The 24,648-nt window shown below is 71.8% G+C and carries 19 protein-coding genes and 1 pseudogene; 5 read left to right on the top strand and 15 right to left on the bottom strand.

Annotation, left to right across the window (positions count from 1 at the left end; genetic code table 11):
- Positions 1–379: 379 nt before the first annotated feature.
- Positions 380–1,042 carry a hypothetical protein gene (locus ACZ41I_RS36930; protein ID WP_468516205.1) on the top strand — a complete coding sequence of 221 codons (663 nt, stop codon included), beginning with the start codon at positions 380–382 and terminating at the stop codon, positions 1,040–1,042.
- A gap of 613 nt (positions 1,043–1,655) precedes the next feature.
- On the opposite strand, the gene ACZ41I_RS36925 is transcribed toward ACZ41I_RS36930, so the two are convergent.
- The 8 genes from ACZ41I_RS36925 to ACZ41I_RS36890 all read right to left on the bottom strand — a co-directional run bounded on the left by ACZ41I_RS36925 (position 1,656) and on the right by ACZ41I_RS36890 (position 11,869).
- Positions 1,656–1,814: a DUF6760 family protein gene (locus ACZ41I_RS36925; RefSeq protein ID WP_363217426.1), complete on the bottom strand. Its 159-nt coding sequence runs from the start codon at positions 1,812–1,814 to the stop codon at positions 1,656–1,658.
- Positions 1,811–2,302 (bottom strand): hypothetical protein, encoded by a 492-nt coding sequence (locus ACZ41I_RS36920; RefSeq protein ID WP_468516204.1) that lies wholly within the window; start codon positions 2,300–2,302, stop codon positions 1,811–1,813. Before ACZ41I_RS36920 ends, ACZ41I_RS36925 begins: the two co-directional genes overlap by 4 nt.
- The gene (locus ACZ41I_RS36915; protein WP_363217424.1) at positions 2,299–2,739 is read right to left on the bottom strand and encodes a phage tail protein; all 441 of its coding nucleotides are present in this window, start codon (positions 2,737–2,739) and stop codon (positions 2,299–2,301) included. Before ACZ41I_RS36915 ends, ACZ41I_RS36920 begins: the two co-directional genes overlap by 4 nt.
- Before the next feature lie 35 nt (positions 2,740–2,774).
- Positions 2,775–4,337, bottom strand: coding sequence for a phage tail sheath family protein (locus ACZ41I_RS36910; protein ID WP_363217423.1), 1,563 nt, complete (start codon positions 4,335–4,337; stop codon positions 2,775–2,777).
- Between the two features lie 593 nt (positions 4,338–4,930).
- Positions 4,931–7,081 (bottom strand): ATP-binding protein, encoded by a 2,151-nt coding sequence (locus ACZ41I_RS36905; RefSeq protein ID WP_468516203.1) that lies wholly within the window; start codon positions 7,079–7,081, stop codon positions 4,931–4,933.
- The gene (locus ACZ41I_RS36900; RefSeq protein ID WP_363217419.1) at positions 7,078–7,782 is read right to left on the bottom strand and encodes a Pvc16 family protein; all 705 of its coding nucleotides are present in this window, start codon (positions 7,780–7,782) and stop codon (positions 7,078–7,080) included. The genes ACZ41I_RS36905 and ACZ41I_RS36900 overlap by 4 nt, the downstream gene beginning before the upstream one ends.
- Positions 7,779–10,979 (bottom strand): hypothetical protein, encoded by a 3,201-nt coding sequence (locus tag ACZ41I_RS36895; protein WP_468516202.1) that lies wholly within the window; start codon positions 10,977–10,979, stop codon positions 7,779–7,781. The genes ACZ41I_RS36900 and ACZ41I_RS36895 overlap by 4 nt, the downstream gene beginning before the upstream one ends.
- A 194-nt stretch (positions 10,980–11,173) precedes the next feature.
- Positions 11,174–11,869 (bottom strand): helix-turn-helix transcriptional regulator, encoded by a 696-nt coding sequence (locus tag ACZ41I_RS36890; protein ID WP_363217417.1) that lies wholly within the window; start codon positions 11,867–11,869, stop codon positions 11,174–11,176.
- A 228-nt stretch (positions 11,870–12,097) separates the two neighbouring features.
- Between ACZ41I_RS36890 and ACZ41I_RS36885 the strand changes: the two genes are divergently transcribed.
- Both ACZ41I_RS36885 and ACZ41I_RS36880 read left to right on the top strand, forming a co-directional pair.
- Positions 12,098–13,444, top strand: coding sequence for a hydrolytic protein (locus ACZ41I_RS36885; protein ID WP_399765545.1), 1,347 nt, complete (start codon positions 12,098–12,100; stop codon positions 13,442–13,444).
- Between the two features lie 239 nt (positions 13,445–13,683).
- Positions 13,684–13,970 (top strand): annotated as a pseudogene (locus ACZ41I_RS36880) (chymotrypsin family serine protease); the annotation flags it as partial.
- A gap of 217 nt (positions 13,971–14,187) precedes the next feature.
- Here ACZ41I_RS36880 and ACZ41I_RS36875 read toward each other — a convergent pair.
- The 7 genes from ACZ41I_RS36875 to ACZ41I_RS36845 all read right to left on the bottom strand — a co-directional run bounded on the left by ACZ41I_RS36875 (position 14,188) and on the right by ACZ41I_RS36845 (position 22,162).
- Positions 14,188–15,633 (bottom strand): MFS transporter, encoded by a 1,446-nt coding sequence (locus tag ACZ41I_RS36875; protein WP_468516201.1) that lies wholly within the window; start codon positions 15,631–15,633, stop codon positions 14,188–14,190.
- A gap of 118 nt (positions 15,634–15,751) precedes the next feature.
- Positions 15,752–16,294 carry a TetR/AcrR family transcriptional regulator gene (locus tag ACZ41I_RS36870; protein WP_363217415.1) on the bottom strand — a complete coding sequence of 181 codons (543 nt, stop codon included), beginning with the start codon at positions 16,292–16,294 and terminating at the stop codon, positions 15,752–15,754.
- Positions 16,295–16,327: 33 nt separating this feature from the next.
- Positions 16,328–17,338: an MASE1 domain-containing protein gene (locus ACZ41I_RS36865; RefSeq protein ID WP_468516200.1), complete on the bottom strand. Its 1,011-nt coding sequence runs from the start codon at positions 17,336–17,338 to the stop codon at positions 16,328–16,330.
- Between the two features lie 86 nt (positions 17,339–17,424).
- Positions 17,425–18,759, bottom strand: coding sequence for a PP2C family protein-serine/threonine phosphatase (locus ACZ41I_RS36860; protein ID WP_399765535.1), 1,335 nt, complete (start codon positions 18,757–18,759; stop codon positions 17,425–17,427).
- A 216-nt stretch (positions 18,760–18,975) separates the two neighbouring features.
- Entirely contained in the window at positions 18,976–19,863 is an 888-nt protein-coding gene (locus tag ACZ41I_RS36855) for a carbohydrate ABC transporter permease (protein WP_363217412.1), read from the bottom strand.
- Positions 19,860–20,840 carry a carbohydrate ABC transporter permease gene (locus ACZ41I_RS36850; RefSeq protein ID WP_468516199.1) on the bottom strand — a complete coding sequence of 327 codons (981 nt, stop codon included), beginning with the start codon at positions 20,838–20,840 and terminating at the stop codon, positions 19,860–19,862. The genes ACZ41I_RS36855 and ACZ41I_RS36850 overlap by 4 nt, the downstream gene beginning before the upstream one ends.
- 8 nt (positions 20,841–20,848) lie before the next feature.
- On the bottom strand, positions 20,849–22,162 hold the full coding sequence (locus tag ACZ41I_RS36845; RefSeq protein ID WP_468516198.1) for an ABC transporter substrate-binding protein: 1,314 nt from the start codon (positions 22,160–22,162) through the stop codon (positions 20,849–20,851).
- Between the two features lie 390 nt (positions 22,163–22,552).
- Here ACZ41I_RS36845 and ACZ41I_RS36840 point away from each other — a divergent pair, with 390 nt between their 5' ends.
- Together ACZ41I_RS36840 and ACZ41I_RS36835 are read left to right on the top strand one after the other, a co-directional pair.
- Positions 22,553–23,572, top strand: coding sequence for a substrate-binding domain-containing protein (locus ACZ41I_RS36840; RefSeq protein WP_363217409.1), 1,020 nt, complete (start codon positions 22,553–22,555; stop codon positions 23,570–23,572).
- Complete coding sequence (locus tag ACZ41I_RS36835) at positions 23,572–24,648, top strand: ABC transporter permease (protein ID WP_399765523.1); 1,077 nt, start codon at positions 23,572–23,574, stop codon at positions 24,646–24,648. The genes ACZ41I_RS36840 and ACZ41I_RS36835 overlap by 1 nt, the downstream gene beginning before the upstream one ends.

Raw genomic sequence — 24,648 nt, 5'->3', positions numbered from 1 at the left:
GGGGAGTTCAGGCAGCGGTGTGCCCAGGGGCGCCCGGCCGGCTGGCTCGTCGGGGGTTTCCGTGCGCTGGGCCGTCGGGTGGTTGTCGGCGGTCAATGGGCGGGCTGCGGGCGGGAGTGCCTGGGTGGCTGGTTCGCCGGAGGACTCGGCTCGCTGGACTATTGGGTGGTGGTCGGGAGTCAAGGGGCGGTCGGCGACGGGGAGTTCTGGAAGTGGTGTGCCCAGGGGTGCCCGGGGGGCCGGTTCGTCGGAGGGCTCAGCTCGTTGGACTGCTGGGTCGGCGTCGGGAGTCAAGGGATGGACCGTGACGGTGAGTTCCGTTTGCGGCGGCCGGGTGACCGACTCGTCGGGGAGCTCGGGTTGCCGGTCTGTCGGGCTGGTGCCGACAGGCAACGACATGGCGGTGGAGGGGAGTTCCGGCAACGGGGTGCCCAGGGGTGCGCGGGTCGCCGGCCGGCCGGGAGACTCGGCGCGCTGGACTGGTGGTGTGGCCGGTGTCGGCGGTGTGGCCGGTGCCGATCGTGTGGTGTGCCGGGCGGTCCCTGTCGAGGCCGGCGTGGACGCCGTGTCCGAGGCCGCCCCGGGTGCCTCCGCGGCCGTGCCGGGGCGGGCGGCGGGCCGCAGCACCGCGATCCGGCGCACCGGTCCGATCGTCCGCCGGGCCACGGTCAACGCGGGGCCCAGCGCACGGGGGCGCACCGGCGCGGCGCTCGTGCCGCGGGTTTCGGCGGACCCCGGCTCGTCCATCCCGGCGGACCCCGGCTCCTCCGTCGCGAAGGGGCGTCGGGTCACTCCACCGGAGGGTGCGCGTCCCGTCCGGCCGGTGCCCGGTGTGCGGGCGGGGCCGGTTTGCGGGGGCGTACGGCGGCCGGGAGGAGCGTGGTCCGGTCCGCTCGGCGACGTGCGGCGCCCGGCCTCGTCGCCCGAGGTGTGCGGCACCACGGCGACCCGTCGTACCACCGGGATCTCCGGTGCGACCGCCGGGTCCTCGGGCCGGGCGGGCCGTACCGCCTGGTCGCCGGCCGCCGTCGTGGACCGCTGAACCGGTGCCCGGGGCACGGCGGAGGCCACGGCCACACGGTTCGGTGAGGTCCCGGACGGCCGCTGCGTCGAAGGGGCCGCGGCAGTCCTCGTCCGTCCGGAGCCAGCGGTGGTCCGGGCGTCTCCCCGCCCGCCGGCCGTGCCGGCGTCCGGGCTCCCCGTACGGCGGTCGCCGGTGAGCGGGGCGGCGGGGCCGGCCTCGGTGGCCTTCTCGGTGTCCGGCCGTGGCACCCGCAGCAACAGGGGGCCGCCGTCGGCGCGGACGCCGCGCGGCGTCGCCGGGCGGGTGACGCCGTGGATCAGGCCCACCGGCGCGGAGGGCAGCAGCGCATGGCCGAGCCCGGTGTCGAAGGACGGGTCCTGCCAGGACGCGAGGCCCGAGCGGAAGGCGAGCCCGTCGCTGACGCCCAGCGGAGCGCGGGCCACGGTCAGGGCCGGCGGCGGGGTGCGGCGCCAGCCGCCGTCCCAGTCGCCCGGCACCGACGCCGCGGCGGGACCGGGAGGCGCCGCGCTCGCCGGACCCGGCACGGACCGGTCGGCCGCCCCGCGCGCGGAAGCCCCCGCGGACCCGGTGCCGGCCCGGCGGCGCAGTGCGTCGCGCCACGCCATGGAATTCAACCGCCTTCGTTGATACGTGTGTTGATGCGAGCGATCTCGGTCACCCACTGCTGCCGCTCACCATGGGTGAGGTCGAGGATCTCCTCGCGGGGCCAGTGGAAGTGGTAGGCGATGTACGCGATCTCCTCCCGCAGCCGGGGGAGCGCGTACGTCACGATTCCCCCAGGCGCCCACCCGAGAGGTCGACCTCGAAGGAGCCCTCGCAGTGCGGGCAGGTCACCGCCGCGCGGGTGTGCCCCTCGCTGTTGACGCGACGGTAGAAGTCCTGGAGGAAGGCGACATCGGTGGCGTACATCCGCTCGACGATCCCCGCGTGCACATCGGTGATGGTGCCGAGCCGGGTGATCACCTGGCTCAGCAGCACCACGCTCAGGTAGGCCGGGTTCTCCTTGACCCGCAGGTCGATCTGGGGCCGCAGCTCGTCGCGGGCGGTCGCCAGGCGCATCGCGCCCTGCCGGTGCACCGTGCCCGCCTCGTCCACGTACCCGCGTGGCAGCTCGAACTCGAACTCCGTGCGCAGCCCGTGCTCCTGGGGGCCCGCGGTGCGGGCGGCCGGGGCCGGCGGCTGCTCGGCCGCCGGGGCGGGCGCCGTCGCCTCCAGGATCTCCTCCAGGCTGCCCGCCGTGACCGTACGACGCCTCATTCGACGACGATCTCCTCGAACACGATCGTGACGGACTCGGTGGCCGCGGAGGACTCGCCGGCCTTGAGGGAGGGCCCCTCCCACTTGGAGGCCCAGCCGTTCATCAGCTGGATACGGCGGACCGTGTCCCCCTTGGAGTCCTTGATCTCGATGGTGAGGTTCTGGCGTGCCGTGTCGACGGCGCCGTTGTTGAGGGTCTCCTTGATCCACTTGGTGAACTCGCTGCTCTTGTCGAGTCCCCGGGTGATCGTGATCTCGCCGGCCCGGCGGGCGCCGGGCTGCTTGCGGATGATCTGCTTGCCCCGCGAGCTGACCTGCTTGACCTCGACGACCTCCTCCTCGACGGTCAGCCCGCTGATCTCCTGGATCGACTCGACCATGTACCCGCCGAGCTGCACGCCGAAGACGTGAGTGGAAAGAGCATCGCCCTCTGCCATGACTGTCTGTCACCTTCCCTTGCCAGACCCGCGGGTCACTCGTCGATGAGGCTGGTGCTGTCGGAGAACTGGGCCAGCCGGAACACCACGAACTCGGCGGGCTTGACGGGGGAGACGCCGATCTCGCAGACGACCCGGCCCTGGTCGATGGACTCCTGCGGGTTGTTGTCGCGGTCGCACTTGACGTAGAACGCCTCCTCGGCGGTGCGGCCGAAGAGCGCGCCCCGGCGCCATTCCTCGGTGAGGAACGCGGTGACGTTGCGCCGGATGCTCGACCACAGCCGGTCGTCGTTCGGCTCGAACACCACCCACTGGGTGCCCAACAGGATCGACTCCTCAAGGTAGTTGAAGAGCCGCCGGACGTTCAGATAGCGCCAGGCCGGGTCGGAGGACAGGGTGCGGGCGCCCCACACCCGGATGCCGCGGCCCGGGAAGGCGCGCACACAGTTCACGCCGATCGGGTTGAGCAGGTCCTGCTCGCCCTTGCCGAGCCGGATCTCCAGATCCACCGCGCCCCGGACCACCTCGTTGGCGGGCGCCTTGTGCACACCGCGCTCGGCGTCGCTGCGCGCCCACACACCCGCGACGTGACCGCTCGGCGGGACGGTGGTGTTGCGGCCGGCCGCCGGGTCGAAGGCCCGCACCCACGGGTAGTAGAGGGCGGCGTACCGGGAGTCGTAACCGGCTTCGTCGTTGCGCCAGTTGCGCACCTGCTGCGCGGTGAGCCCCGGCGGGGTGTCCAGGACGGCCACCCGGTCGCCCATCTGCTCGCAGTGCGAGATCACCGCGAGCTGGACCGTGCGCACGCCCTCGGCGTCGAGGTCGCCCCGCTGGTAGGCACCCATCAGGTCCGGCACCGCGACCATGGTGATCTCGTCGATGGCTTCCAGGCCGGCGAACCCGGTCCGGGCGGCGGCGTCACCGACGTACTCGGCCGGATCGACCCGCGACACCTCCGCCGAGCCGGTCGCCGCGGGCGAGGCGGGAGCGTCGGGCAGGGCCACGGTCTGGCTCGCCGGACGCGTCTGGGCGGCGCCGCGCTGCTCGGTGACCTCGATCAGCCGGGAGGCGCGGACCTGGGTGACCAGATAGCCCTTGACGCTCTTGCGGGTGGAGACGTCGTAGGTCTCGGCCACCTGGTCGCCCTGGCGGACCAGCAGCCTGAAGCGGTCCTCGGGCGGGTTCTCGCCCTCCGGGTCGGCGATCTCCACCGACACTCCCGAGGCACCGGGCCGGGCCGCGACCAGGAACCCGCCGAGGGACACGGGCTCGGCCGCCCGGACCTCTCCGGAGTCGCGTCCGCGGTCTGCCACGGTGGCGGAGGAACTCGCGCCGGAGCCGCCGATCCGCACGATGTAGGCCGCGCCGCCGCCGTTGGAGAAGTAGCCGTACACGGCGTGCGCGAGGTAGGTGCCCTCGGTGAAGCCGCCGAACAGCTGCGTGTACTGGTCCCAGGTGGTGACCAGTGTCGGTTCGTGGAAGGGGCCGCTCTGGGCGAACCCGACGAACGCGGCGACGGCGGTGCCGACCCCCTCGATCGGACGGGCACCGGACTGCACCTCCTCCACGTACACGCCCGGGGTGAGGTACGTCGGCATGCTCGCTCCTTCGGGTTCCATCGGGTCACCTGCGTCGATGCCGAGTTTCCGAGGCACCTGCGGCCCCGCGACAGGGGCGGGGGTACCTGGCCGGGGGCAACCCCGCTGCCTTTTGGTACGTTCGCGCGGACCGTCCGGGCGCCTCGCCGGGCGGCTCCCTCCTGCCCGTGCGGGCCTGGACACCGAAGCGTGCGGCCCAGTCCACTGGAGGACGCGACAGGCGTGCCGACGAGGAGGCGGCAGGGAGCAGACGTCAGGCCGGACCGGTGGGCCGGCGGATGGGGCCCGCCTGGGCGCCGACTCCTCCGGCGTACGGCTGTCCACGGGGTCCACCGACCGTTCGGCGCGCGGCCGTCGGCGTCCGCGCCCGCACCTGCGGCAACCACGGGTCGTCGGGGACGGCGGAGGCCGAAGCCCGGCGGGTGAGGCCGGGTCGGGTGCCGGTGCCCGCGCTGCCGGCCCTGACGCCGTTCACGCAGGCGCCGGGGCACACCGGCGCGGACACCCCGGGGTCGTGCAGCGCCTGTCCGGCTTCGGGAGGGAGCCGAGCGTCCCAGGCTCCGGTGCGCACGCCGCCACCGGTCTCGCCCCGCTCAGGACTCGGTGAGCAGCTCCCGTGTCCAGGGTCCGAACTCGCTCTCCAGGACCAGCCGGCCGAGTTTGCGGTACTCCTGCACCACGGCCGACACCAACTGCCGCATGGTGAGCGGTTCCCCGGACTCCGCCGCGAGGTAGGCGGCGGTCACCGCGCAGGCCCGGATCGAGCCGCCGGCCAGTTCGAAACGGTCGGCGCAGAAACGGAGATCGAGGTCTGCCGCGCGCGGCAGCCGGTCGCCCAGGCAGCGTTCCCACAGGGCGAGCCGGTGGGCCGCGTCGGGCACGGGGAACTCCGCCACCACATCGAGCCGCCGCGTGAACGCCTCGTCCAGGTTGGCCCGCAGATTCGTGGTCAGCACGGCGATCCCGTCGAAGGACTCCATGCGTTGCAGCAGGTACGCCGACTCGATGTTGGCGTGCCGGTCGTGCGCGTCCTTGACCTCCGAACGCTTCCCGAAGATCGCGTCGGCCTCGTCGAAGAGCAGGACCGCGTTGACCGCGGACGCCTCGGTGAAGATCCGTTCCAGGTTCTTCTCGGTCTCGCCGACGTACTTGTCGACCACCGTGGACAGGTCGACCACATACAGGTCCATGCCGAGATCCGCCGCGACGACCTCCGCGGACATCGTCTTGCCGGTGCCCGACTCGCCGGCGAACAGGGCGATCACCCCCCGCCCCCGGCCGCCGCCCGGCCGCATCCGCCACTGCCCGAGCACCTGCTCGCGGTGGCGGGCGCGCACGGCGAGTTCCCGCAGCCTGCGGTGGACCTGCGGGGGCAGCACCAGATCGTCCCAGCCGACGCCCGGCTCCACCCTGCGGGCCAGCCGGGCAAGGCCCGCGCCGTTCTGGGCCCGCACGGCCGAGCGCAGGTCGTCGGGACGGAGCGGGCGGTCCGCCAGGGCGGCACCGCGCACCGCCGCCTCGGCGGCGCGGCGCAGCTGCCCTCCGTCGAGGCGGTGCGCGGCGACCGCCCGGGCGAGCACGTCGGCGTCACCGTGCACACGGTCGTCGGCGCCGGCCAGGGTGAGGGCGTGCCGCCAGCGCGCGGCCTGCCGCGTGGGGGAGGGCGGGGCCACCGGCAGGACGACCGGGGTGTCGGCCGCCCATGCCGGGTCCCAGCCGGCCCTACCGTGCGTGAACAGCGGCGTGCCGCGCAGCGCCGCACAGAACTCCCGCAGGGTGCGGGCCTGTTCGGCGGGTTCCGCGGGCAGCGCCTCCAGCGGGCCGAGGACGACCCCCGCACCGGTCAGCCGGGCCTCCAGCGCCGCGACCCGGGCGAGCGCGGGTACGTCGCCGGGGCGCCGGGTGACCGCCGCCGCGTCCAGGACCAGCGACGGCAGTCCGGCCGTGCGCAGGGCCGCGACGGCGAGGCCCGGCGCGTCACCGCCCCGGTCCAGCAGATGCACCAGGCCCGTCCCGGAGCGGGCCGCCGATGCCGCCCGGCCGACCTCGTCCGCGTCGGCCGTGGGGTCGTCCCCGGTTTCGCCGAGCGCTCCGGCGAGCCGGGCGTCCGGCTCGGTCCCGCCCAGCAGATGTGCGGTCACCCGGTCCGGCACCGTCAGGGCCCGCGACAGCGGCGGCCGGTGCGGCTCGGTGACCTCCACCAGACCTCCCGCGACGAGGGGGGCGCCCGGGGAGAGGCGGAAGCGTGCGGCCGACGCCGACGGGAGCCCGCACAGCTCCAGAGCCAGCCCGACGGTCGGCCGACGGCGCGTCAGGTCGTCGTTGAGATAGCCGTAGAGCCGCTCGAACCGCGCGTCCAGGTCCGGGGCCAGCGCGACCAGCAGCAGATCCGTGTCCAGCGGCGACAGGCCGAACCGCGCGGCGAGCGCGCCGAGCGCGGACCCCGGCGGCGGGGGCGGTGGCTCGTACCCCGGTACGGCGAGCCCGCCCGGCTCGTCCAGGATCCGTTCCACGGCCTCGGGCGTGAGGTACTGGCCCCGGTAGGGATCGTCCGGGTCCGGGTCGGTGGCGCGCCGGGCCGCCACCGCATGCCGCACCCGCTCCTCGACCAGGCGCAGCCGCCCCCACAGCGGATCCGCTCCGTCCGCGGCGGCCCCGCGGCCGGTGCTCACGACATGGCCGACGGCTGAGGGGCCGCTGATGCCGGCGTCGCCGCGGTGGTCGGTGTCAGTGGTGTACGTCATGCCTGGCGGTCTCCTCGGCGGCGGCGGGCGGGGGCCGGGCGCCGCTCGCGCGGACCGGCGAAGCCGTCCGGACCCGGGTCGCTCACCCCCTCGTAGCGCAATCTGCGCCCCGGCACCGGATCCGCGTCCTGCCGACGGTCCGCGCCGCGCACCACGAGCCCTTCGGTGACCGGCGGCGCGGCGGCCCTGTCCACACCCGCGAGCGGCGCGCGGACCCGCACCCCGAGTGACGCCTTCAGCTCTCCGCCGAGCGCCGACCACACATCGGAGGCGGCCGGAGCGTCGAGCGCGGCCCCGGCGGTCTCCAGCCCGACGGTCAGACCGAGCTCGGCCAGCGAGCCGGTGAGCAGCCGTTCCGGCAGCGCCTCGGCCGCCACCAGAGCGGCCAGCACCTGCGACAGCAGCCGGTGCTCGTCCTGCGGGCGGCTCGCCCACGCCGTGACGAGGTACGTCAGCTCGAACCAGCGGGGCGGGGTGCGCCGCGCCACCACGTACCCGTCCGCGTCGTACATCTCCCCGGCTCCGCTGCCGCGCCGGCTCGTGTCCTCCCGGATGTCGTACAGGAAGGCGCAGACGGTGGGCGCGTTGCGGCGGGCCGCCCAGTCGCGGGTGGGCGCGTCGAAGACGATCTCGACCCCGGACGCCTCCAGGCCGGACTCGCCGAGCAGGCCGCGCAGCGCCTCGTCGACCTCGTGGATCACCGGCGGGTCACCTCGTCGGGCGGCTGCACGCTGCCGTTCACCACCAGGAAGCCGGTCTTCACGGGGGAGAATCCCGGGCCGCGCGCGGTGATGGTGCGCGGACCCGTCTGGTCCTTGGCGAGGATGAGCAGCTGGCCGATGAACGTGCCGTCCGGCTGGGGCACGGTCGGCGCCGCGGCCGCGGTGATCCCCGGCTTCCAGGAGAAGCGCACCGGGACTCCCGGCGGGAAGTCCCTGCCGCGCACCGAGGTGACGAAGCCGGGCCTGCCGATCGGCGGTACGGCGACGATCCGCGGCTGCAGGATCCGGAGGGTCGTGCGCGCCCTGTTGTCCCCCGGGTCGGCGTCCGTCCCGGTGGTGGTGAGAACACCGGTGGCACGGCCGGTGAGCGCACGGTCGGGGGCGAGTACCACCCGTACGACGGCGGAGGCGCCCGGTGCCAGGTCGGGCAGCGCGCACAGCCGGCCGGCGTCACAGCCCGGCGGCGGCCCGCCGTCCGGGATCCCCGCGGGCAGCCCGATCCGCAGCCGCAGCCCGGTGGCCAGCGCGTTGCGTCCGTTGCGGACGGTGTACGTCACCACCACCCGTCCGCCGACATAGCCCGGGTCGGGCTGGGCCGTGACCCGGACACCGGGCCCGGCCTCCGGCGCGGGCGGCGCCGGCACGGGCGTCGGCCTGGGGGCAGGCGGGGTCGGCCCGGGGTGCGGCGGGGTGGGAGTCGGGCCGGGGTGCGGCGGGGTCGGGGTCGGGCGGGGGTGCGGCGGGACGGCCGGGCGCACCGGCACCACGGTGCGGGCGGTGTTGTCGCCCGGCTCCGGGTCGATCACGCTGCCGGTGACGGACCAGTCCACCGGTTGGTCGCCCACGGTGCGCCCGGTCAGGGTCACGGTCACCGGCACGGTGGCGCCGGGCGGCAGCACCCCGATGTCGCACTGGAGGGAGGCGGCGTCGCAGGTACCGCCCGGACGGCGGACCCGGGTGACGGTCACGCCGGCCGGCGGCGCGACGGTCAGCCGGGTGCCGGGAGAGGCGGCGGGGCCGTTGTTGACGATGTCGACGCGGATCGTCGTGGCCGTGCCGACGGTGACCGCGGGCGCCGTGCCCGGCGCGTGCACCGCCAGGTTCACCGACTGCTGCACGCCCGGCTCCTTCTGACGTCCCGGCAGCTGGGTGGTGAGCGGCGACAGACGGCCGGTCGCGATCTTCAGCAGGAGGAGCTTTTCCGGGCAGTCGGCGGGCAGATCGCTGCGCGAGCTGAAGACGATCCCTGTGCCGTCGGCCGTCCAGGCCGCGTCGCGGGGCTGGTGCGGGCCGGTGACCGAGGTGTCGGGCAGCTCCTGGTGGCAGGCGTCGGCGGTGTTCCGGGCAGCCGCGGGCAGCAGGGCCCGGCAGTCGTCGCCGGACACGGAGGTGACCAGCAGCCCGTTGTGCTCGTCGATGCGGCCGCCGCCGTTCTTCCGGTTGAAGGCGATCGAGCGCCCGTCCGGCGAGAACGCGGGACTGTCGTCGATGACCGCGCAGGTGCCCGGACAGATCCGCGCGCTCAGATCGCGCTGCTGGTCCAGGGCGTTCACCGGCACGGTCCAGATGTGCTTGTTGCCGCCGCCCCCGTCGATCACCTCGTTGCGGGTGAAGGCGAGGGTGGTGCCGTCGGAGGACCAGGTGGGCTGGGCGTCGCCGCCCGCCTGCTGCCCGGCCGGCGGCACGATCTCGTGGACGAGCGCGCCGGTGGTGGCGTCGGCGATCAGGATACGGCCGGGACCCGAGGCGGATCCGACCCCACCCGGTGAAGTCCGCGTGAAGGCAAGGTACTTGCCATCGGGCGAGAAGGTGGGGTCGGTGTCCCAGTTCCTCGGGCCGCGTCCGGCCAGCGGCATCGGCGCCGGGTCCGAGCCGTCGGCGTCCACCGTCCAGATCCGCTCGATCCGCCCGGCGGGGCCGTCCTCGAACCGGGTCACCACGATACGGCGGCCGTCGGGCGTGTAGTTCTGCCGCTCGGTCCACGGGTCGTACCCGGCCGCCGGGTTGAACAGCGGATCCTTCGCCGGGTCGGTGTTGGTGTCCGCCGCCGGGTCCTCCTTCAGGACGGTCAGCCCGAGGTCGCGCGGGTCGGCGCCGTCCAGGCGGACGTCCTGCAGGGTCACCACGTGCGGACCGGCCGCCGAGGTACGGTCCACCACCGCCTGGCCGCCGTTCAGCGGGCCCAGCCAGGTGGGCGAGCCGACCGCGCGGTCCTCGCTGAGCACCAGCTGCGGGGTGTCCGCGGAGTGGGCGGGCACCCGGAACACATGGTCCCAGTCGCCCTCGCAGTTGCAGGTGCGGTCGGGGCTGAGGAACAGCAGCCCGTCCCCGTCGGGCAGCCAGGCTGCCCCGTGGGTCCGCCACTGTGCCTGCGCCCCCGCCAGCAGCGGCTGGTCGCCGGCCGGTGTGCCGGTCACCCGCAGCCGCGGGCCCGTCGCCTTGTCGGCGGTGTAGGTGTACGCGATGAGGTCCCGGTGCGCCGGGTCGTTCACCGGGTTCCACACGGGTTCCGCCGCCGTGCCGCCGAGCGCGCCGGTGACCGGGGCCGCGGTGCCCCCGGCCAGCGGCCGTACATAGATCTGCTGCCCGGCCGTCCCATCGCCGTCACCGGCGTACGCCAGACGGGTGCCGTCCGGTGACACGGTGGGGCTGATCTCGTCGGCCGGGGTGTCCGTCAGCCGGGTCAGCCCCGTGCCGTCGGTGCGCACCAGCCACAGGTCGCGCTGCTTCTTCCCGTCCGGGCCACCCGGCTCGGCCGAGTCGAACACCACCGCCTTGCCGTCCGGGGTCAGCCGCGGGTGCGCCGCGTCCCGGCCGCTGGTCAGCTTGCGCACCGCACCGTCGGGGGCCCGCAGATAGATCTGCGGGCGCTTGTCGTCGCGGCGGCTCGCGAACACCAGCGCATCGCCCCGTGCGGACGGCTGGACGTCGTAGTGCGCCGGGCCCGCGCCGAACAGCGGCTTGCTGGAGGTGGTGGTGGCGACCCGGCCGAGGCTGCGGTGTCCGGTGCCCGCGTAGGTGATGCGGGTGGCGGGGGCGGCGGCTGCCCGCGGCGCCGGGGCCGCGCTGCCCGGCCCCGAGGCCGCCGTCACCGCGAGCAGGGGAGCCAGCAGGAGCAACGACGCGCCGAATCTCCCCAGCCGGCGCTGCCCGCCGGGGCCAGCGGTGCCGTTCACGGTCCACCTCGCAGTCTCGAACACCAGGGTCGCCCCGCCACTGTGCGCCGGTCGGCGCGGCGCACGTCAGGGCGGCGGGGCCGTGCCCGGGGGAAGTGCGGGGTGCGCTTTCGGGCAGCGGCCGGGGCCGGGCCGCCCGTGCGGCGGTCGGGCCCCCGGGCCGGACACCCGCCGGACGTGCCGCGGGGAGGACCTCAGATGAGCCCGTTGCGCAGCGCGTAGCCGACCGCGTGTGCCCGGTTGCGCAGCTGGAGCCGTGTGGTGATCTCGTGCAGCACGTTCTTGACGGTCCGTTCGGAATACGCGGTCTTCTGTGCGATCTCCGAGGTGTCGAACCCCTCCGACACCAGGCGCAGCATGTCCGCCTCGCGTGGGGTCAGCGTGGACAGGGCCAGAGCGCGCGGATCGAGCGCCGAACGCTGGAGGCTGCCCACGTGGCTCAGTAACTTGCCGAGCAGATCACCGGGGAGCACTCCCTCGCCGTTGACCAGGGCGAGCACCAGATGGAGCAGCCGGTCCTGGTCCGCGTCGGCGCGCCGCAGCACCGCCGCGACCCCGCACTCGATGACCCGTTGCAGCGCCGCCGATTCGAACGTGCCGACCACGAGGCCGGTGCGGGTGGCGCCGTTGTGCTGCAGCCGCCGCAGCAGGGCCATCACCTCGTCGTCCACCGAGTCGACGACGACGAGCGATGTCCGCGCCCGGTCCGCCTCGGCGTCGGTGACGAGCTCCACCTCGGGGCGCTGGCGCAACTGGTGGACGACGCCGAGGCGCAGCACGAGATCCTGCGCGTAGACGGCGACGGTCACCCGGTGCGGGTGGACGGCGGGGGCGGTACGACGCGGCGTGCCGGTGGTCTTGAGAGCGTTCTCTTCTGCGGAGCGGGACATGGCGGATTCCTGATTCATGACGGGGGACACGGAGAGGAGTGGCGGGACGGGACCGGGACGGCACAGGGCGGCCGGCGCCGTCGGCCGGTGGGCCGCGTGCAGCGCGGGCCGCGGTCAACTGCCCTGCCGATCCGTCGAGTTCGCGTTGACCGCGCGGGGCATACCGACTGCCCGGGTGTTGCCCTCGCATCTCTCGTGACGGTGCGGCCCGGCTTCTACGGTCGTGGCGTGACGCCATCTGCAGCCTCTTTTGGACCCGGAGCGCCCGGTCTCGACATCCCCGCCGTGACGGTGACGCCGGGCGGCACCGCCTCGACCCGACTGACCGTCCGCAACGACAGCGACATCGTCGAGGCGTACACCCTGGAGGTCGTCGGCGACTGCAAGGCCTGGGCCACCGTGGAGCCCGAGCGGGTCTCGCTCTACCCCGGCACCTCCGAGACGGTGACCATCCGCCTCGATCCGCCGCGCAGCCCCGAGGTCCGGGCGGGTGACCTGCCGCTGGGCGTCCGGGTGCTGCCGGCCGAGCACCCCGAAGCGGTCACCGTGCCCGAGACCACGGTGCACATCGAGGAATTCCACGAACTGCGCGCGCAGGTGCTCCCGCGTCGCCGGCGCGGCTGGCTGCGCGGCCGCTACCGGCTGGCGGTGCGCAACGAGGGCAACTCCCCGGCCCGGGTGGTCTTCACGCCGGAACAGCCGGGGGAGGAGCTGCGGTTCGGGTTCACCCCCGGCGAGCTGAACCTGGAGCCCGGTGAATCGGCGGAGACCCGGCTGCGGGTGCGCACCGGCAAGCCGGTCTGGTTCGGCAAGCCCGCCGTCTGGCCGTTCACCGTGCGCGCCTCCGACACCGGGGCGGCGGAGGGTGCCGAGCGGCCCGAGGCTCTCGTACGGCCGCCGCTGGAGGCCGAGTTCGTCCAGATCCCGGTCTTCCCGAAGTGGCTGCTGGCCGTGCTCGCGGCCCTGCTCGCGCTGCTGCTGGCCTGGTTCGCGCTGGTCCGCCCGGCGGTGCGCAGTGCCGCCAAGCAGGCTGCCGACGAGGTGGTCCAGCCGCGCCCCACCCCCGGCGGGCAGAACGGGACGGCCCCGGGGACCGGCTCCGGCAACGGAACGGGCACCGGTGCGGGTTCCCGGCCGGGCGGACAGGGCGCGGACGTGGCACCGGGCTCCGGTGGCGGGGGGTCCGGCGGGGACGGCGACGGCCGGTCCGGGACCGGCCAGCAGAGCTCCGCCACCATCGACGTTCAGACCTCGGGAGGCCGCAGCAAGGGCGGCACGTATGTGGTGCCGGCGGGCAAGGTCTTCGGTGTGACGGACATCGTCGTCGCGAACTTCCAGGGCGACGAAGGGGTCATGACCATCACGTTCGGCCAACGGAAGATCACCACGATCGCCCTGGAGACCTTCCGCAACCAGGACTACCACTGGGTCACTCCCATCAAGATCCCCGAGGGTGCCGGTGTCACCGTGAACGTGACGTGTGCGAAGCCGGGTACACCGGCGACCGGCCGGCAGGCGCAGCAGTGTCATGAGGTCCTGAACGTGAGTGGTGTGCTCAGCGACACAAAGCGGTGATGAAAAGGTTCTTCGAACATCGTTTCGTCGCGTGGGGTCCAAGGGGAAGAGGAGACTCCCAATCCGTCCGAAAACCGACAGGGTGCTGGATGTAACCTGCATGTTTCCCGCGGCGCACACAGTCGTGGAACACGGCGCCCCGCACGGGCGCCGTCCCGCACCCCGCGGCGCACGGACGCGGGAGAGGATGGCCGGTTCGTGACTGCGTCCGCGCAGTCGGGGCGGACGACCGCGCAGCAGACTCGCAGTTCCCCGGCACCGACTACGCCCTGGTCCAGTACGACGACGCGGGCAGCGACGCGCCGAGCGCCGTCGATCTCTGCGACGGCGGCACCCAGCAGATCACCCGGGCCGCCGACGCCTACGTGGGCGAACAGGTGCAGCGCAGCGGCAGCACCACGGGCGTCCCCGGCGGCACGGTCACCGGCCTGGACGCGACCGCAGCGGTGACTGCTCGTCCGGCGGCGAGACGTTCTTCCAGCCGGTGACGGCCGCGCTGAGCGCGGAGGGCGCCACCATTCCGTGACCGGTGCCCACCGCCGCCGCGGGTGCCGACGGGAGGGTGTCGGCTCTGCCGCAGTGACATCGGGAGGCGAGCCGTCATCACCCTTCGGTCTGCGGGCTCTTGACTCGACGGCGCGCGTTTCTCCCGTATCCGGCTGACCCCCTTGTGGGGCCCCGCCGCGAGGGGCGGGGCCCCACAAGGGGGTGCGTCAGCGGGGTGCGTCAGCGAGGTGCAGTGCTCACGACGCGGTGGTCTCCAGCACCGGCGCCTGGTCCGCCGCGCCCGCGTCCGCGCTCTGGGGAGTGCGGCGCCGGGCCGGGATCAGCAGGGTCGCCACACCGGCGAGTGCCACCGTTGCGGAGCCGAGCACGAGAGCGGGGTGCAGGCCGTCGACGAATCTCTGCGCGGTCTCGTAACCGCCCTGGGCGGAGAAGACCGACGACATGACGGCGACGCCGAGGGCCCCGCCCACCTGGCGCAGTGCGTTGTTGGCTCCGGAGGCGATGCCCTGCTCCTGCGGGCGGACGCTGGACATGACCAGGCTGGCGGCCGGCGCGAAGTAAAGGGCCATGCCGACACCACTGATGACCAGGGCGGGCAGCTGGGCGGTGTACGAGGCGTGCGGGGTGGCCACGACTGCCAAGCAGCCGAGCCCCACGGCCTGGAGGAACAGGCCGGCGGCCACGACCGGACGGCCGCCGAGACGGTCGGAGAGGATGCCGGCGACGGGGGCGACGAGCATCGGCATACCGGTCCAGGGCAGCATCCGCAGACCCGCCTGGGTCGGCGAGTAGCCGAGAACGCCCTGCATGTACTGGCTGATCAGGAAGATCGAGCCGAACATGCCCAGGAACATCAGCAGGCTCGCTGCGTTGATCCCGGAGAAGGCGCGGGAGCGGAAGAGCCGCATGGGGAGCATGGGGTTCTTGCCCCAGATGCCGTGCACGACGAAGGCGGCGAGCAGCGCGGTCCCCCCGGTCAGGCCGGTCAGCACGGGGGAGTCGGTCCAGCCGTCGGAGGGGGCGCGCACCAGCCCGTACACGATCCCGAAGAGACCGCCGCTGACGAGGAGGGTGCCGGGGATGTCGAGCGTGGCGCCGGTGCCGTGGGACTCGGCGAGGCGGAGACGGGCGAGTGGCATGACGGCAAGGCCCAGCGGGACGTTCAGCCAGAAGATCCAGTGCCACGACACATGTTCGGTGAGACTGCCGCCGATGAGAGGGCCCGAGGCGACCCCGAGTCCGTTGATGGCGCCCCAGACGCCGAAGGCCATCCCGCGCTTCTCGGCCGGCACCGCGGTGGTGAGCAGGGTCAGCGTGAGCGGCATCATGACGGCCGCGCCGACACCCTGGACGGCGCGGGCCGCGATCAGCGAGTCGATGCCGGGCGCGAGGGCCGCCGCGGCGGACGCGCCCGTGAAGACGGCCATGCCGGCGAGGAAGAGCCGCCTGCGGCCGAACCGGTCGCCGAGGGCCGCACCGAACATGAGCAGGACCGCGAACGTGAGCGTGTACGCGCTCACGATCCACTCCAGGCTGTCCAGCCCCCCTCCGAGATCCTTGCGGATGGCGGGCAGGGCGGTGGTGACCACCAGGTTGTCGAGGGCCGACATGAATCCGGCGACACCGGTGATCACGAGGGCCCAGCCCACTGCCCCTCGGTGTGCTTCCTGCTGCTGTGACATTGCTTCCCCCAGCGGGTGAGTCGTGCGCTGCACGTGGTTGGCGTTTAGTTATTGCTTACTAACTTTCTCGCCATGGAAAGGGCCGTTCGCTGCCCGCCTCCAAAGGCCGGGCCGTGGCCTAGCCGAGCCGGATCCCGTTCCAGACGCGGTGCCCCGGCGGGAAACCCATGGCCATGAGGGTGTTGATGAGCATCCCGTACGCCAGGAACCTCGTGGTCTCGTCCGCGTCGGCCGCCAGCGGGAGATGCACCGTGTCCCAGAGCTTCATCCAGGCGGCCCGTACGGCCTCGCCGAACCGGCTGTCCCCCTCCGCCTCGACGGCCGCGACGGCGATGTACGTCTGCATCTGCATCTGGAGCTTTTCGGGGTGCTCCGTGATCAGCCGCGTGTACGCGCTCGCCATGGCACGCACGGCCTCCTCGCCCGCCAGCCCCTTCGCCGCCTCCTCGAACACCTGGCAGGTGTCCTCGACGCAGCGGAGCGAGGCGGCGGTGAAGATCGCCTTCTTGCCGGGGAAGAGCCGGAACAGGTACGGCTGCGAGACCCCCACACGCTTGGCGATCGCCTCGGTCGAGGTCCCGTGGTACCCCCTCTGCGCGAACTCGGCGATCGCCGCGCGAATCACGCTCTCACGCCTGTCTTCTGCGCTCATCCTGACCATGCGGGGAAAGTTAGTGCTGAATCACTAACCAAGTCAAGAGTCCTCGACCCAGGCCTGGTCCTCCTTCTCGGCGTCCGCCTCGGGGACCATCGGGGTGTAGTCGCCGGTCGCCATCCTGGCCGCCATCCCGGCGAGCTGCCTGCAGGCGCGGGCGATCTCGCGCTGGGTCTCGTTCCGCTCGCCGATGACCGCGGAGAGCAGCAGGGCGGTCAGCGCGGCGGAACCGTTGAACGCCTGCAGAGTGATCATTTCGGTGAGCAGGTGGTGACCGGCGAAGGGGCCCGATCTCTCGGCGGCGGCGATGATCGCGAAGGTCGACACGGCCAGCGCGCAGGGAGCGGCCCCGGCCAGCCGGAAGCGGAAGGCCGCCCAGATCAGCAGCGGGAAGCCGAGGAACAGCAGCGGAGTGCGGCTGGTTTCGAGGAAACCGACGCCGACCGTGGCGACGAGAAGCAGCAGTCCTTCCGCCCACCGGGCCGGTGGCGCATCCCTCGGCAGACGTGCCGAGCGCAGGACGAGCAGGACCGGTGTGACCACCAGGACGCCCATCGCGTCGCCGGTCCACCAGACCGACCACGTCGGCCAGAAGTCCGCGGTGCTCAGCGCACCGGCGAGGACCAGGGTGCCGCTGCCCGTCGTCGCGCTGACCAGCATCCCGGTGAACGCACCGAGGAAGATCAGTGCGAGCGCGTCCCGCAGCCGGTCCAGTTTGTTGCGGAACCCCGCGCTGCGCAGCAGTGCCCAGGAGCAGACGGGCGCGAGGGTGTTCCCGGCCATGATCGCGAGCACGGCCGGGACCGACGGCCCCAGCGAGACGTTGACCAGGAAAGCCCCCAGGGCGATCCCGGGCCACACGCGCGGTCCGCACAGCAGCAGGCTCGCCACCGCGATACCGCTCGGCGGCCACAGCGGGGTGACCTGGCCGCGTACCAGCTGCTGGAGCAGTCCCAGCTTGGCCGAGCCGAAGTACAGCGCGGCGGTGGCGCAGATCTCCACGGCGGCCACACCGCTGCGCCGGAGCCGTTCACGCTGCGCGACAGACATCGGGCGACCTCCGTGTCGACATCGCCCCGCAGCCATCATCCGCCGGATCCGCCGGATCCTCCATGGCGCCGGCGAGGGGGCCCGGGTCAGGCGGGCGGCGTGTGCAGGGCGAGGATGGCCATGTCGTCGTGCCCGTCGCTGGGGTGGTGATCGGCGAGGGCCTGGACGAACTCCGGCAGGGGCAGGTCGGCGTGGGCCACGGCGAGCGCGGCGAGCTCGTCCAGGCTCTGGTCGATGGGATGGCCGGGATGCTCGATCAGCCCGTCGGTGAAGAAGACCACGGTGGCGTCCGGGGGCAGCAAGCGGGAGTGGTCCGGGCGGGGCTGCCCGGCGTCGACACCGAGCGGCAGCCCGGGCTCGGCCAGCAGGTAGGCCACGCGGCGCTCAGGGGTGAGCAGCAGGGGCGGCACGTGGCCCGCGGTGCTCCAGCGGAGCCGCCACCCCCCTGCCTCCGGCTCGATGCGGGCCAGGGCGGTGGTCGTGACGGGATTGTTGGTGATGGCTTCCAGGGCCCGGTCGAGCCGGGCGAGGATTGCGCCGGGCGGATTGCTCTGGTCGAACACCAGAGCGCGCAGCATGTTGCGGGTGGCGGCCATGGCGGCCGCGGCATGCAGGTCGTGGCCGACCACGTCGCCGATGACGAGCACCACCACGTTGTCGGGCAGCGGGATGGCGTCGTACCAGTCCCCGCCGAGTTGACTGGGCTCGGCGGCGGGCCGGTAGATCGCGGCGGCCGTGAAAGGCCGTACATCGGGCAGTGTCGGCAGCAGCAGCCGCTGGAACTGCTCGGCTCCCACGCGCACCCGTTCGAAGAGTCGTACGTTCTCGATCGCGATGCCGGCGGCGCCGGCCAGGGCGACGACGACGTTCTCGTCGTGGACGTCGAAGGGCCGTCCGTCGAGCCGCTCGGAGAGGTAGAGGTCGCCGTAGATCTGTCCGCGCACACTGATGGCGACGCCGAGCAGGGTGCGCAGGTGCGGATGGCCGGGCGGGAACCCGGCGGAGGAGGGATGGGCCGGGATGTCGTCGATCCGCAGGGGTTCGGGGTAGCGGATCAGGTGGCCGAGGACACCCAGACCACGGGGCAGACCGGTCGTGGCCAGAGCCTCGCGTTCCTGCTCGGACAGACCGGCCGGGATGAACTGCTCCAGGTGTTCTCCGGACTCGTTGAGCACGCCCAGTGCCCCGTAGCGGGCGCCGACCAGGTCCATCGCGGTGGTCACGATGCGGTTCAGCACCGCGGGCAGCTCCACCTCACGGCTGATGGCCACCACCGCATCCAGCAGGCCCTGCAGCCGGTCCATGGAGGACATCAGGGCGCGCAGCTGCTCGTCGATCCGGGCCAGCTCCGACCGCAGACGCAGGTGCAGGTCGGGCGGGCGGGCCGGCTTCGGCCGTCGTCCTTCCCTGCCGGCCGCCATCACCAGCGCCTGGTGGCTCGATGCACCGGGTACGGCCGCGCCGAGCTGCCCGTCAGCCCCTCACTCGAGCGGTACATTCCGACCTCCGGGTGTCTCGCTTCCGATTGTGGCATCGACACCGCACGGTGACCGATCGGCCGGAGGAGTCCGGCAGAGCCCGACTCGCCGCCCGTGAGCCGTGGCTCGCGGGCGGCGCGACGTCGCCGTCCCGGGGTCTCAGCCCTTGTTCGCCCCCAGGGTGAGGCCGCTGACGAACTGGCGCTGGAGTGCGAAGTAGACCACCAGGGTGGGGATCGCGGTCAGCAGGGAGCCCGCCGCGACCAGGTTGGGGTCGGTGAAGTACTGGCCGGAGAGGTTGTTCAGCGCCGAGGTGATCGGCATGTTCTGGCCCGTCGAGATCAGCACCAGCGCCCAGAAGAAGTCGTTGTAGATCCAGATCGACAGCAGGGTCGCCAGCGCCGCCATCGCCGGCTTGCACAGCGGCAGGGTGATCTGCCAGTACAGCCGCCACACCGAGGCGCCGTCGACCAGCGCGGCCTCGGTCAGCTCGTGCGGCAGCGAGCGCATGTAGTTGCTCAGCACGAACGCGCAGAACCCCGACTGGAACGCCACATGGATGAGGACCAGGCCCAGCGCGGAGTCGTACAGCTTGCCGCTCTGCGTGATCCCCGGCAGGTCGGTCAGCAGGTACAGCCGGTACAGCGGGGTGATGACGACCTGCTGCGGGAGCAGGTTGCCGGCCGTGAAGACCAGCAGGAGGGCGAGGTTCAGGCGGAAGTCGAAGCGGCTGACGTAGAACGCGACACACGAGGACAGGAACAGGGTCAGCAGCACGGCCGGCACCGCGATGAGCAGCGTGTTGCCGAAGTAGTGCAGCATGTCCGACTGCACGAACGCGTTCTTGAAGTTGTCGAAGTCCAGCGTGTGCGGCCAGGACACATAACCCCGGGCGCTGGTCTCGCTGTAGGGCCGCAGCGCCGAGAAGACCGCCCACAGCAGCGGCGCCAGCCAGGCCAGCGCCGTACCGGCGAGGAAGACGTGCAGCAGGACGCGGGCCGGCCGGATCGGAGCGCGCCGCTTCACCGGCACCGTGGTGCTGCTCATGCGCGCCGCTCCTTCCGGAAGGTGGCGATCAGATACGGGATGATCACCGCGAGGGAGATCACCAGCAGGACGACGGCGATCGCCGAGCCGTAACCGATGCGGCTGGACTCGCCGATGATGTTGTTGGTGACCAGGATCGACAGCAACTCCGTGCCCTGCGCCCCCTTGTTGAAGACGAAGACCAGGTCGAAGGCGCGCAGCGCCTCGATGATCGTGACGACCAGGACGACCGTGTTGGTCGGGCGCAGAGTGGGGAAGATGACGCTCTTGAACGTCTGCCACTCGTTCGCGCCGTCCAGCGCCGACGCCTCCCGCAGGGACGGGTCGACGCTCTTCAGGCCGGCCAGGTACAGGATCATCATGTAGCCGGTGTGCCGCCAGGACGCGGCGATGAGGACCGCCCACAGATTGAGGTGCGGGTCGCCGATCCAGTCGATGTAGTGGCCCGGCTTGTTGGCGCCGATGATGCTGTTGATCAGGCCGGTGTCCGGGTTGTAGACCAGCTGCCAGACGAATCCGATGCAGGCCATCGAGATGACGACCGGCAGGAAGAACGCGGTCTGGTAGACCCGGCTGAAGCGGATCCGCTTGTCCAGCTGCACGGCCAGGAACAGGCCGAACGGCGTGGGGATCAGGATCAGTACGACGAACCAGATGACGTTGTGCTGGACGGCGGGCCAGAACTGCGGGTTGTCGTGGAAGAGTTGCCGGAAGTTGTCCAGGCCCACCCACTTGATCGAGTCGAACCCGATGCCGTCCCAGGTGGTGAAGGCGAGGAAGACGGACGCGATGGCGGTGACCCAGACCAGGGTCACGTGCAGGATCGTCGGCACGCCCGCCATCAGCGCGAGGGTGCCCCGGTCACGGCGGGTGAGCAGGCGCCGGTGGCCCCGCGTGACCTGTTTCTTCCCGGGCGTGGGCCCCGGAGGGGGCACGGCGGCCGCCTCCGGGGACTTCGTCGTCATGTCGGTCGTCATCGGGCCGCTCACTGGGACGCGAAGATCTGCTTCTTCTGGCGCTCGACGGACGACAGCAGACTGTCCACTTCCTTGGGGTTCTGCAGGAACTTCTGCAGGCCCGGCTGCATCACCGTGGAGGTGAAGTCGGGCCGGGAGTCGCGGTCCATGAACTGGGTGAGGCTCTTGGCTTTGCCGATCATCTCGAACGCCTTCTTCTGCAGCGCCGAGTACGAGGAGGTGGAGGCCTTGCCGGAGGCGGCCACCACGCTCGGGTCGCCCTTGAGGTACTGCTCCTCGGCCGCCGGGGAGCCCAGGTACTCCAGCAGCTTCACGACACCCGCGTGGTTCTTCGGGGACTTGCTGACCATGAAGCCGTCGGTCGGCGCCTCGACCGTGTCCTGGCCGTACGCGGAGTTGATCTCCGGGAAGGGGAAGAAGTCGAGGTCGTCCAGGTCGGCCTTGTTCGTGAACTGCTGGGCCACGAAGGAGCCGAGGAGGTACATGCCGGCCTTCTTCGCGACCAGCGTCTGCGCCGCGTCCTGCCAGGTGCGGCCCATGAAGCCGTCCTGGTGGTAGGGCAGGATCTCGCTCCAGTGGTCGAAGACGGCCTTCACCTTGGCGTCGGTCCAGGACGCCTTGCCCGCCATCAGCTGCACGTGGAAGTCGTAGCCGTTCAGCCGGAAGTTGATCTGGTCGAAGGTGCCCATCGCGGGCCAGGCGTCCTTGTCGCCGAAGGCGAGCGGGATCAGGCCGTCCTTCTTCATCTGCTTGCACAGGGCGACGAGTTCGTCCCAGGTGGCGGGGACCTTGTAGCCGTGCTGTGCGAAGACGCTCCTGCGGTAGAAGACCGCCCAGGGGTACGTCGTCAGCGGCACGAAGTAGTACTTGCCGTCCTCGCCCTTGCTGAGCTTCTTCATCGCGTCCGGGAAATTGTCCCCGATCTTCTGCCACACGTCGTCGACGGGCGAGGCCAGACCCTTCGCCGCGAAGAACTGCATGCGGTACCCGGCGAACCAGTTGAACACGTCGTCCGGCGTGCCCTGCAGATAGGAGTTGATCTGCTCCTGGAAGGTGTTGTGGTCCTTCGTGTTCACGTCGACCGTGATGCCGGACTGCTTCTTGAAGGCCGCGTAGACGCTCTCGAACGCCGCCTTCGGCACGGCGTCCGAGGCGTTGGAGCCGACCGTGACGGTCTTCGGGTCGGAGGCGGAACCGCTGCCCGAGCAGGCGGACAGCAGGGATGTACCGGCCCCGGCGAGCAGGGCGGCACTGCCTGCTCCGCGCAGGACCGAACGACGGCTGGGACCCGGGACGGAAAGGCCGGAGGGGGAGAGGCGCATGGCGGCTCCTGAGGAATACAGGGCTCGGTCAAGGGGATGAGTTGATCAACGAAAGGTCTTCGAAACCGATCAGAAACCAACTCGACCGAACATCGTGGGCGTAATGACAGCCCCATGTCCGCTCATGAGTCAATAGGCCGGATCGCGAAGGGGTGTCTCTTGCCTGAAACGTGACCCGGTGCCGTTCGCTGCGGGGTGCGGTGTACTGGGCTCATGCCTCCCGGGTGCAGGTCGGGGTGGGGCGCCCAGTGATTTGTACTTACATTCGGACCTGCTTGTGAAATGATGTCTTAACAAAGTATTGACAGCGGGCTCGCCAAGGACTTGGATCGCGTCCCAACGCAACAGCGTCCCTTCCCCCCGTCGCACGCACAGTGAGGTGCAGGAAAGATGGACCGCTCTTCTCCCTCCCGCTCCCGGAGACTGGCCCCCGTCGTGGCGGTGGCCGCCGCGGCAGCCCTGACCCTCGCCGGCTGCGCAAGCGCGCACGGCGGCAAGAAGGCCGAGGAGGCGGCGCAGAACGCCTCGGCGGGCCGCGCCGACACCCCGCGCATGACCGTCGCACTGGTCACGCACCAGGCACCCGGCGACACCTTCTGGGACACCGTCCGCAAGGGCGCCGAGGCGGCCGCCGCCAAGGACAACGTCAAGCTCATCTACTCGGCCGATCCCAACGCCGGCAATCAGGCGAACCTGGTGCAGAACGCGATCGACCAGAACGTCGACGGCGTCGCGGTCACCTTGGCCAAGCCGGACGCGATGAAGAACGTCATCGGCAAGGCGGAGCACGCCGGCATACCGGTGGTGGGCCTGAACTCCGGACTGAGCGACTGGAAGAAGCTCGGCCTGCTGGAGTTCTTCGGGCAGGACGAGAGCGTGGCGGGCGAGGCGTTCGGCGACAAGCTGAACACCACCGGCGCCAAGAAGATCGTCTGTGTCGTCCAGGAGCAGGGCAACGTGGGCCTCACCCAGCGCTGCGACGGCGTGAAGAAGACGTTCAAGGGCACCACTGAGACGCTGTATGTGAACGGCACCGACATGCCGTCCGTGAAGTCGACCATCACGGCCAAGCTGAAGCAGGACAACTCCATCGACACGGTCGTCACCCTGGGCGCCCCCTTCGCCCTGACGGCCACGCAGGCGGTGGGCGACGCGGGCAGCAAGGCCGAGGTGGCCACCTTCGACCTGAACAAGGACCTGGTGAAGGCCGTCCAGAACGGCTCGATCGAGTTCGCCGTCGACCAGCAGCCCTACCTCCAGGGCTACCTCGCGGTCGACGCGCTGTGGCTCTACAAGAACAACGGCAACTACAGCGGCGGCGGGGTCCAGCCGGTGCTGACCGGCCCGGCCTTCGTCGACAAGTCCAACGTCGACAAGGTCGCCGAGTTCGCCGCGAAGGGGACCCGGTGATGAGCATGGCCCGGCAGGCTGAGCCGGCGGTGACCGCGCCGTCGGGATCCGGTCCGAAGCAGACCGACGGCCGTACGGTCCGGCGCCCGCTGGCCCTGCGGCTGCTGGCCCGGCCCGAGGTGGGCGTCTTCCTCGGTGCCGCCGCCGTACTCGTCTTCTTCCTGATCGCCGCGCCCTCGGTCCGCCAGGGCAGCTCCATGGCCACGATCCTCTACCAGTCCTCGACGATCGGGATCATGGCCCTGCCGGTCGCCCTGCTGATGATCGGCGGCGAGTTCGACCTGTCCTCCGGCGTCGCGGTGATCTCCTCGGCGCTGACCGCGAGCATGCTCAGCTACCAGCTGACGCTGAACGTGTGGACCGGCGTGATCGTGGCCCTGGTCGTGTCCCTGGCCATCGGTGCGTTCAACGGCTGGATGGTGGTCAGGACCGGCCTGCCGAGCTTCCTCATCACGCTCGGCACCTTCCTGATCCTGCAAGGCGTGAACCTGGCCGTGACGAAATGGGTCACCGGCAATGTCGCCACCGACGACATCAGCGACATGGACGGCTTCGCCCAGGCGAAGAAGATCTTCGCATCGTCCTTCGACGTGGGCGGGGTGCAGGTGAAGATCACGATCGTGTGGTGGCTGGTCTTCGCGGCCCTGGCCACCTGGGTGCTGCTGCGCACCAAGTACGGCAACTGGATCTTCGCGGTCGGCGGCAACAAGGAGTCCGCGCGGGCGGTCGGTGTCCCGGTGAACTTCACCAAGATCACGCTGTTCATGCTGGTCGGTCTCGGCGCCTGGTTCGTCGGCATGCACAACCTGTTCTCCTTCAACACCGTGCAGTCCGGCGAGGGCGTGAGCAACGAGCTGATCTACATCGCCGCGGCGGTGATCGGCGGCTGTCTGCTCACCGGCGGCTACGGCTCCGCGATCGGCCCGGTCTTCGGAGCGTTCATGTTCGGCATGGTCAACCAGGGCATCGTCTACGCCGGATGGAACCCCGACTGGTTCAAGGCCTTCCTCGGCGTGATGCTGCTCGGCGCCGTCCTGATCAATCTGTGGGTCCAGCGCACGGCGACCCGGAGGTAA

It is taken from the genome of Streptomyces sp. NPDC030799 (assembly GCF_055572255.1).
This window is presented reverse-complemented; position numbering and strand designations above follow the sequence as displayed.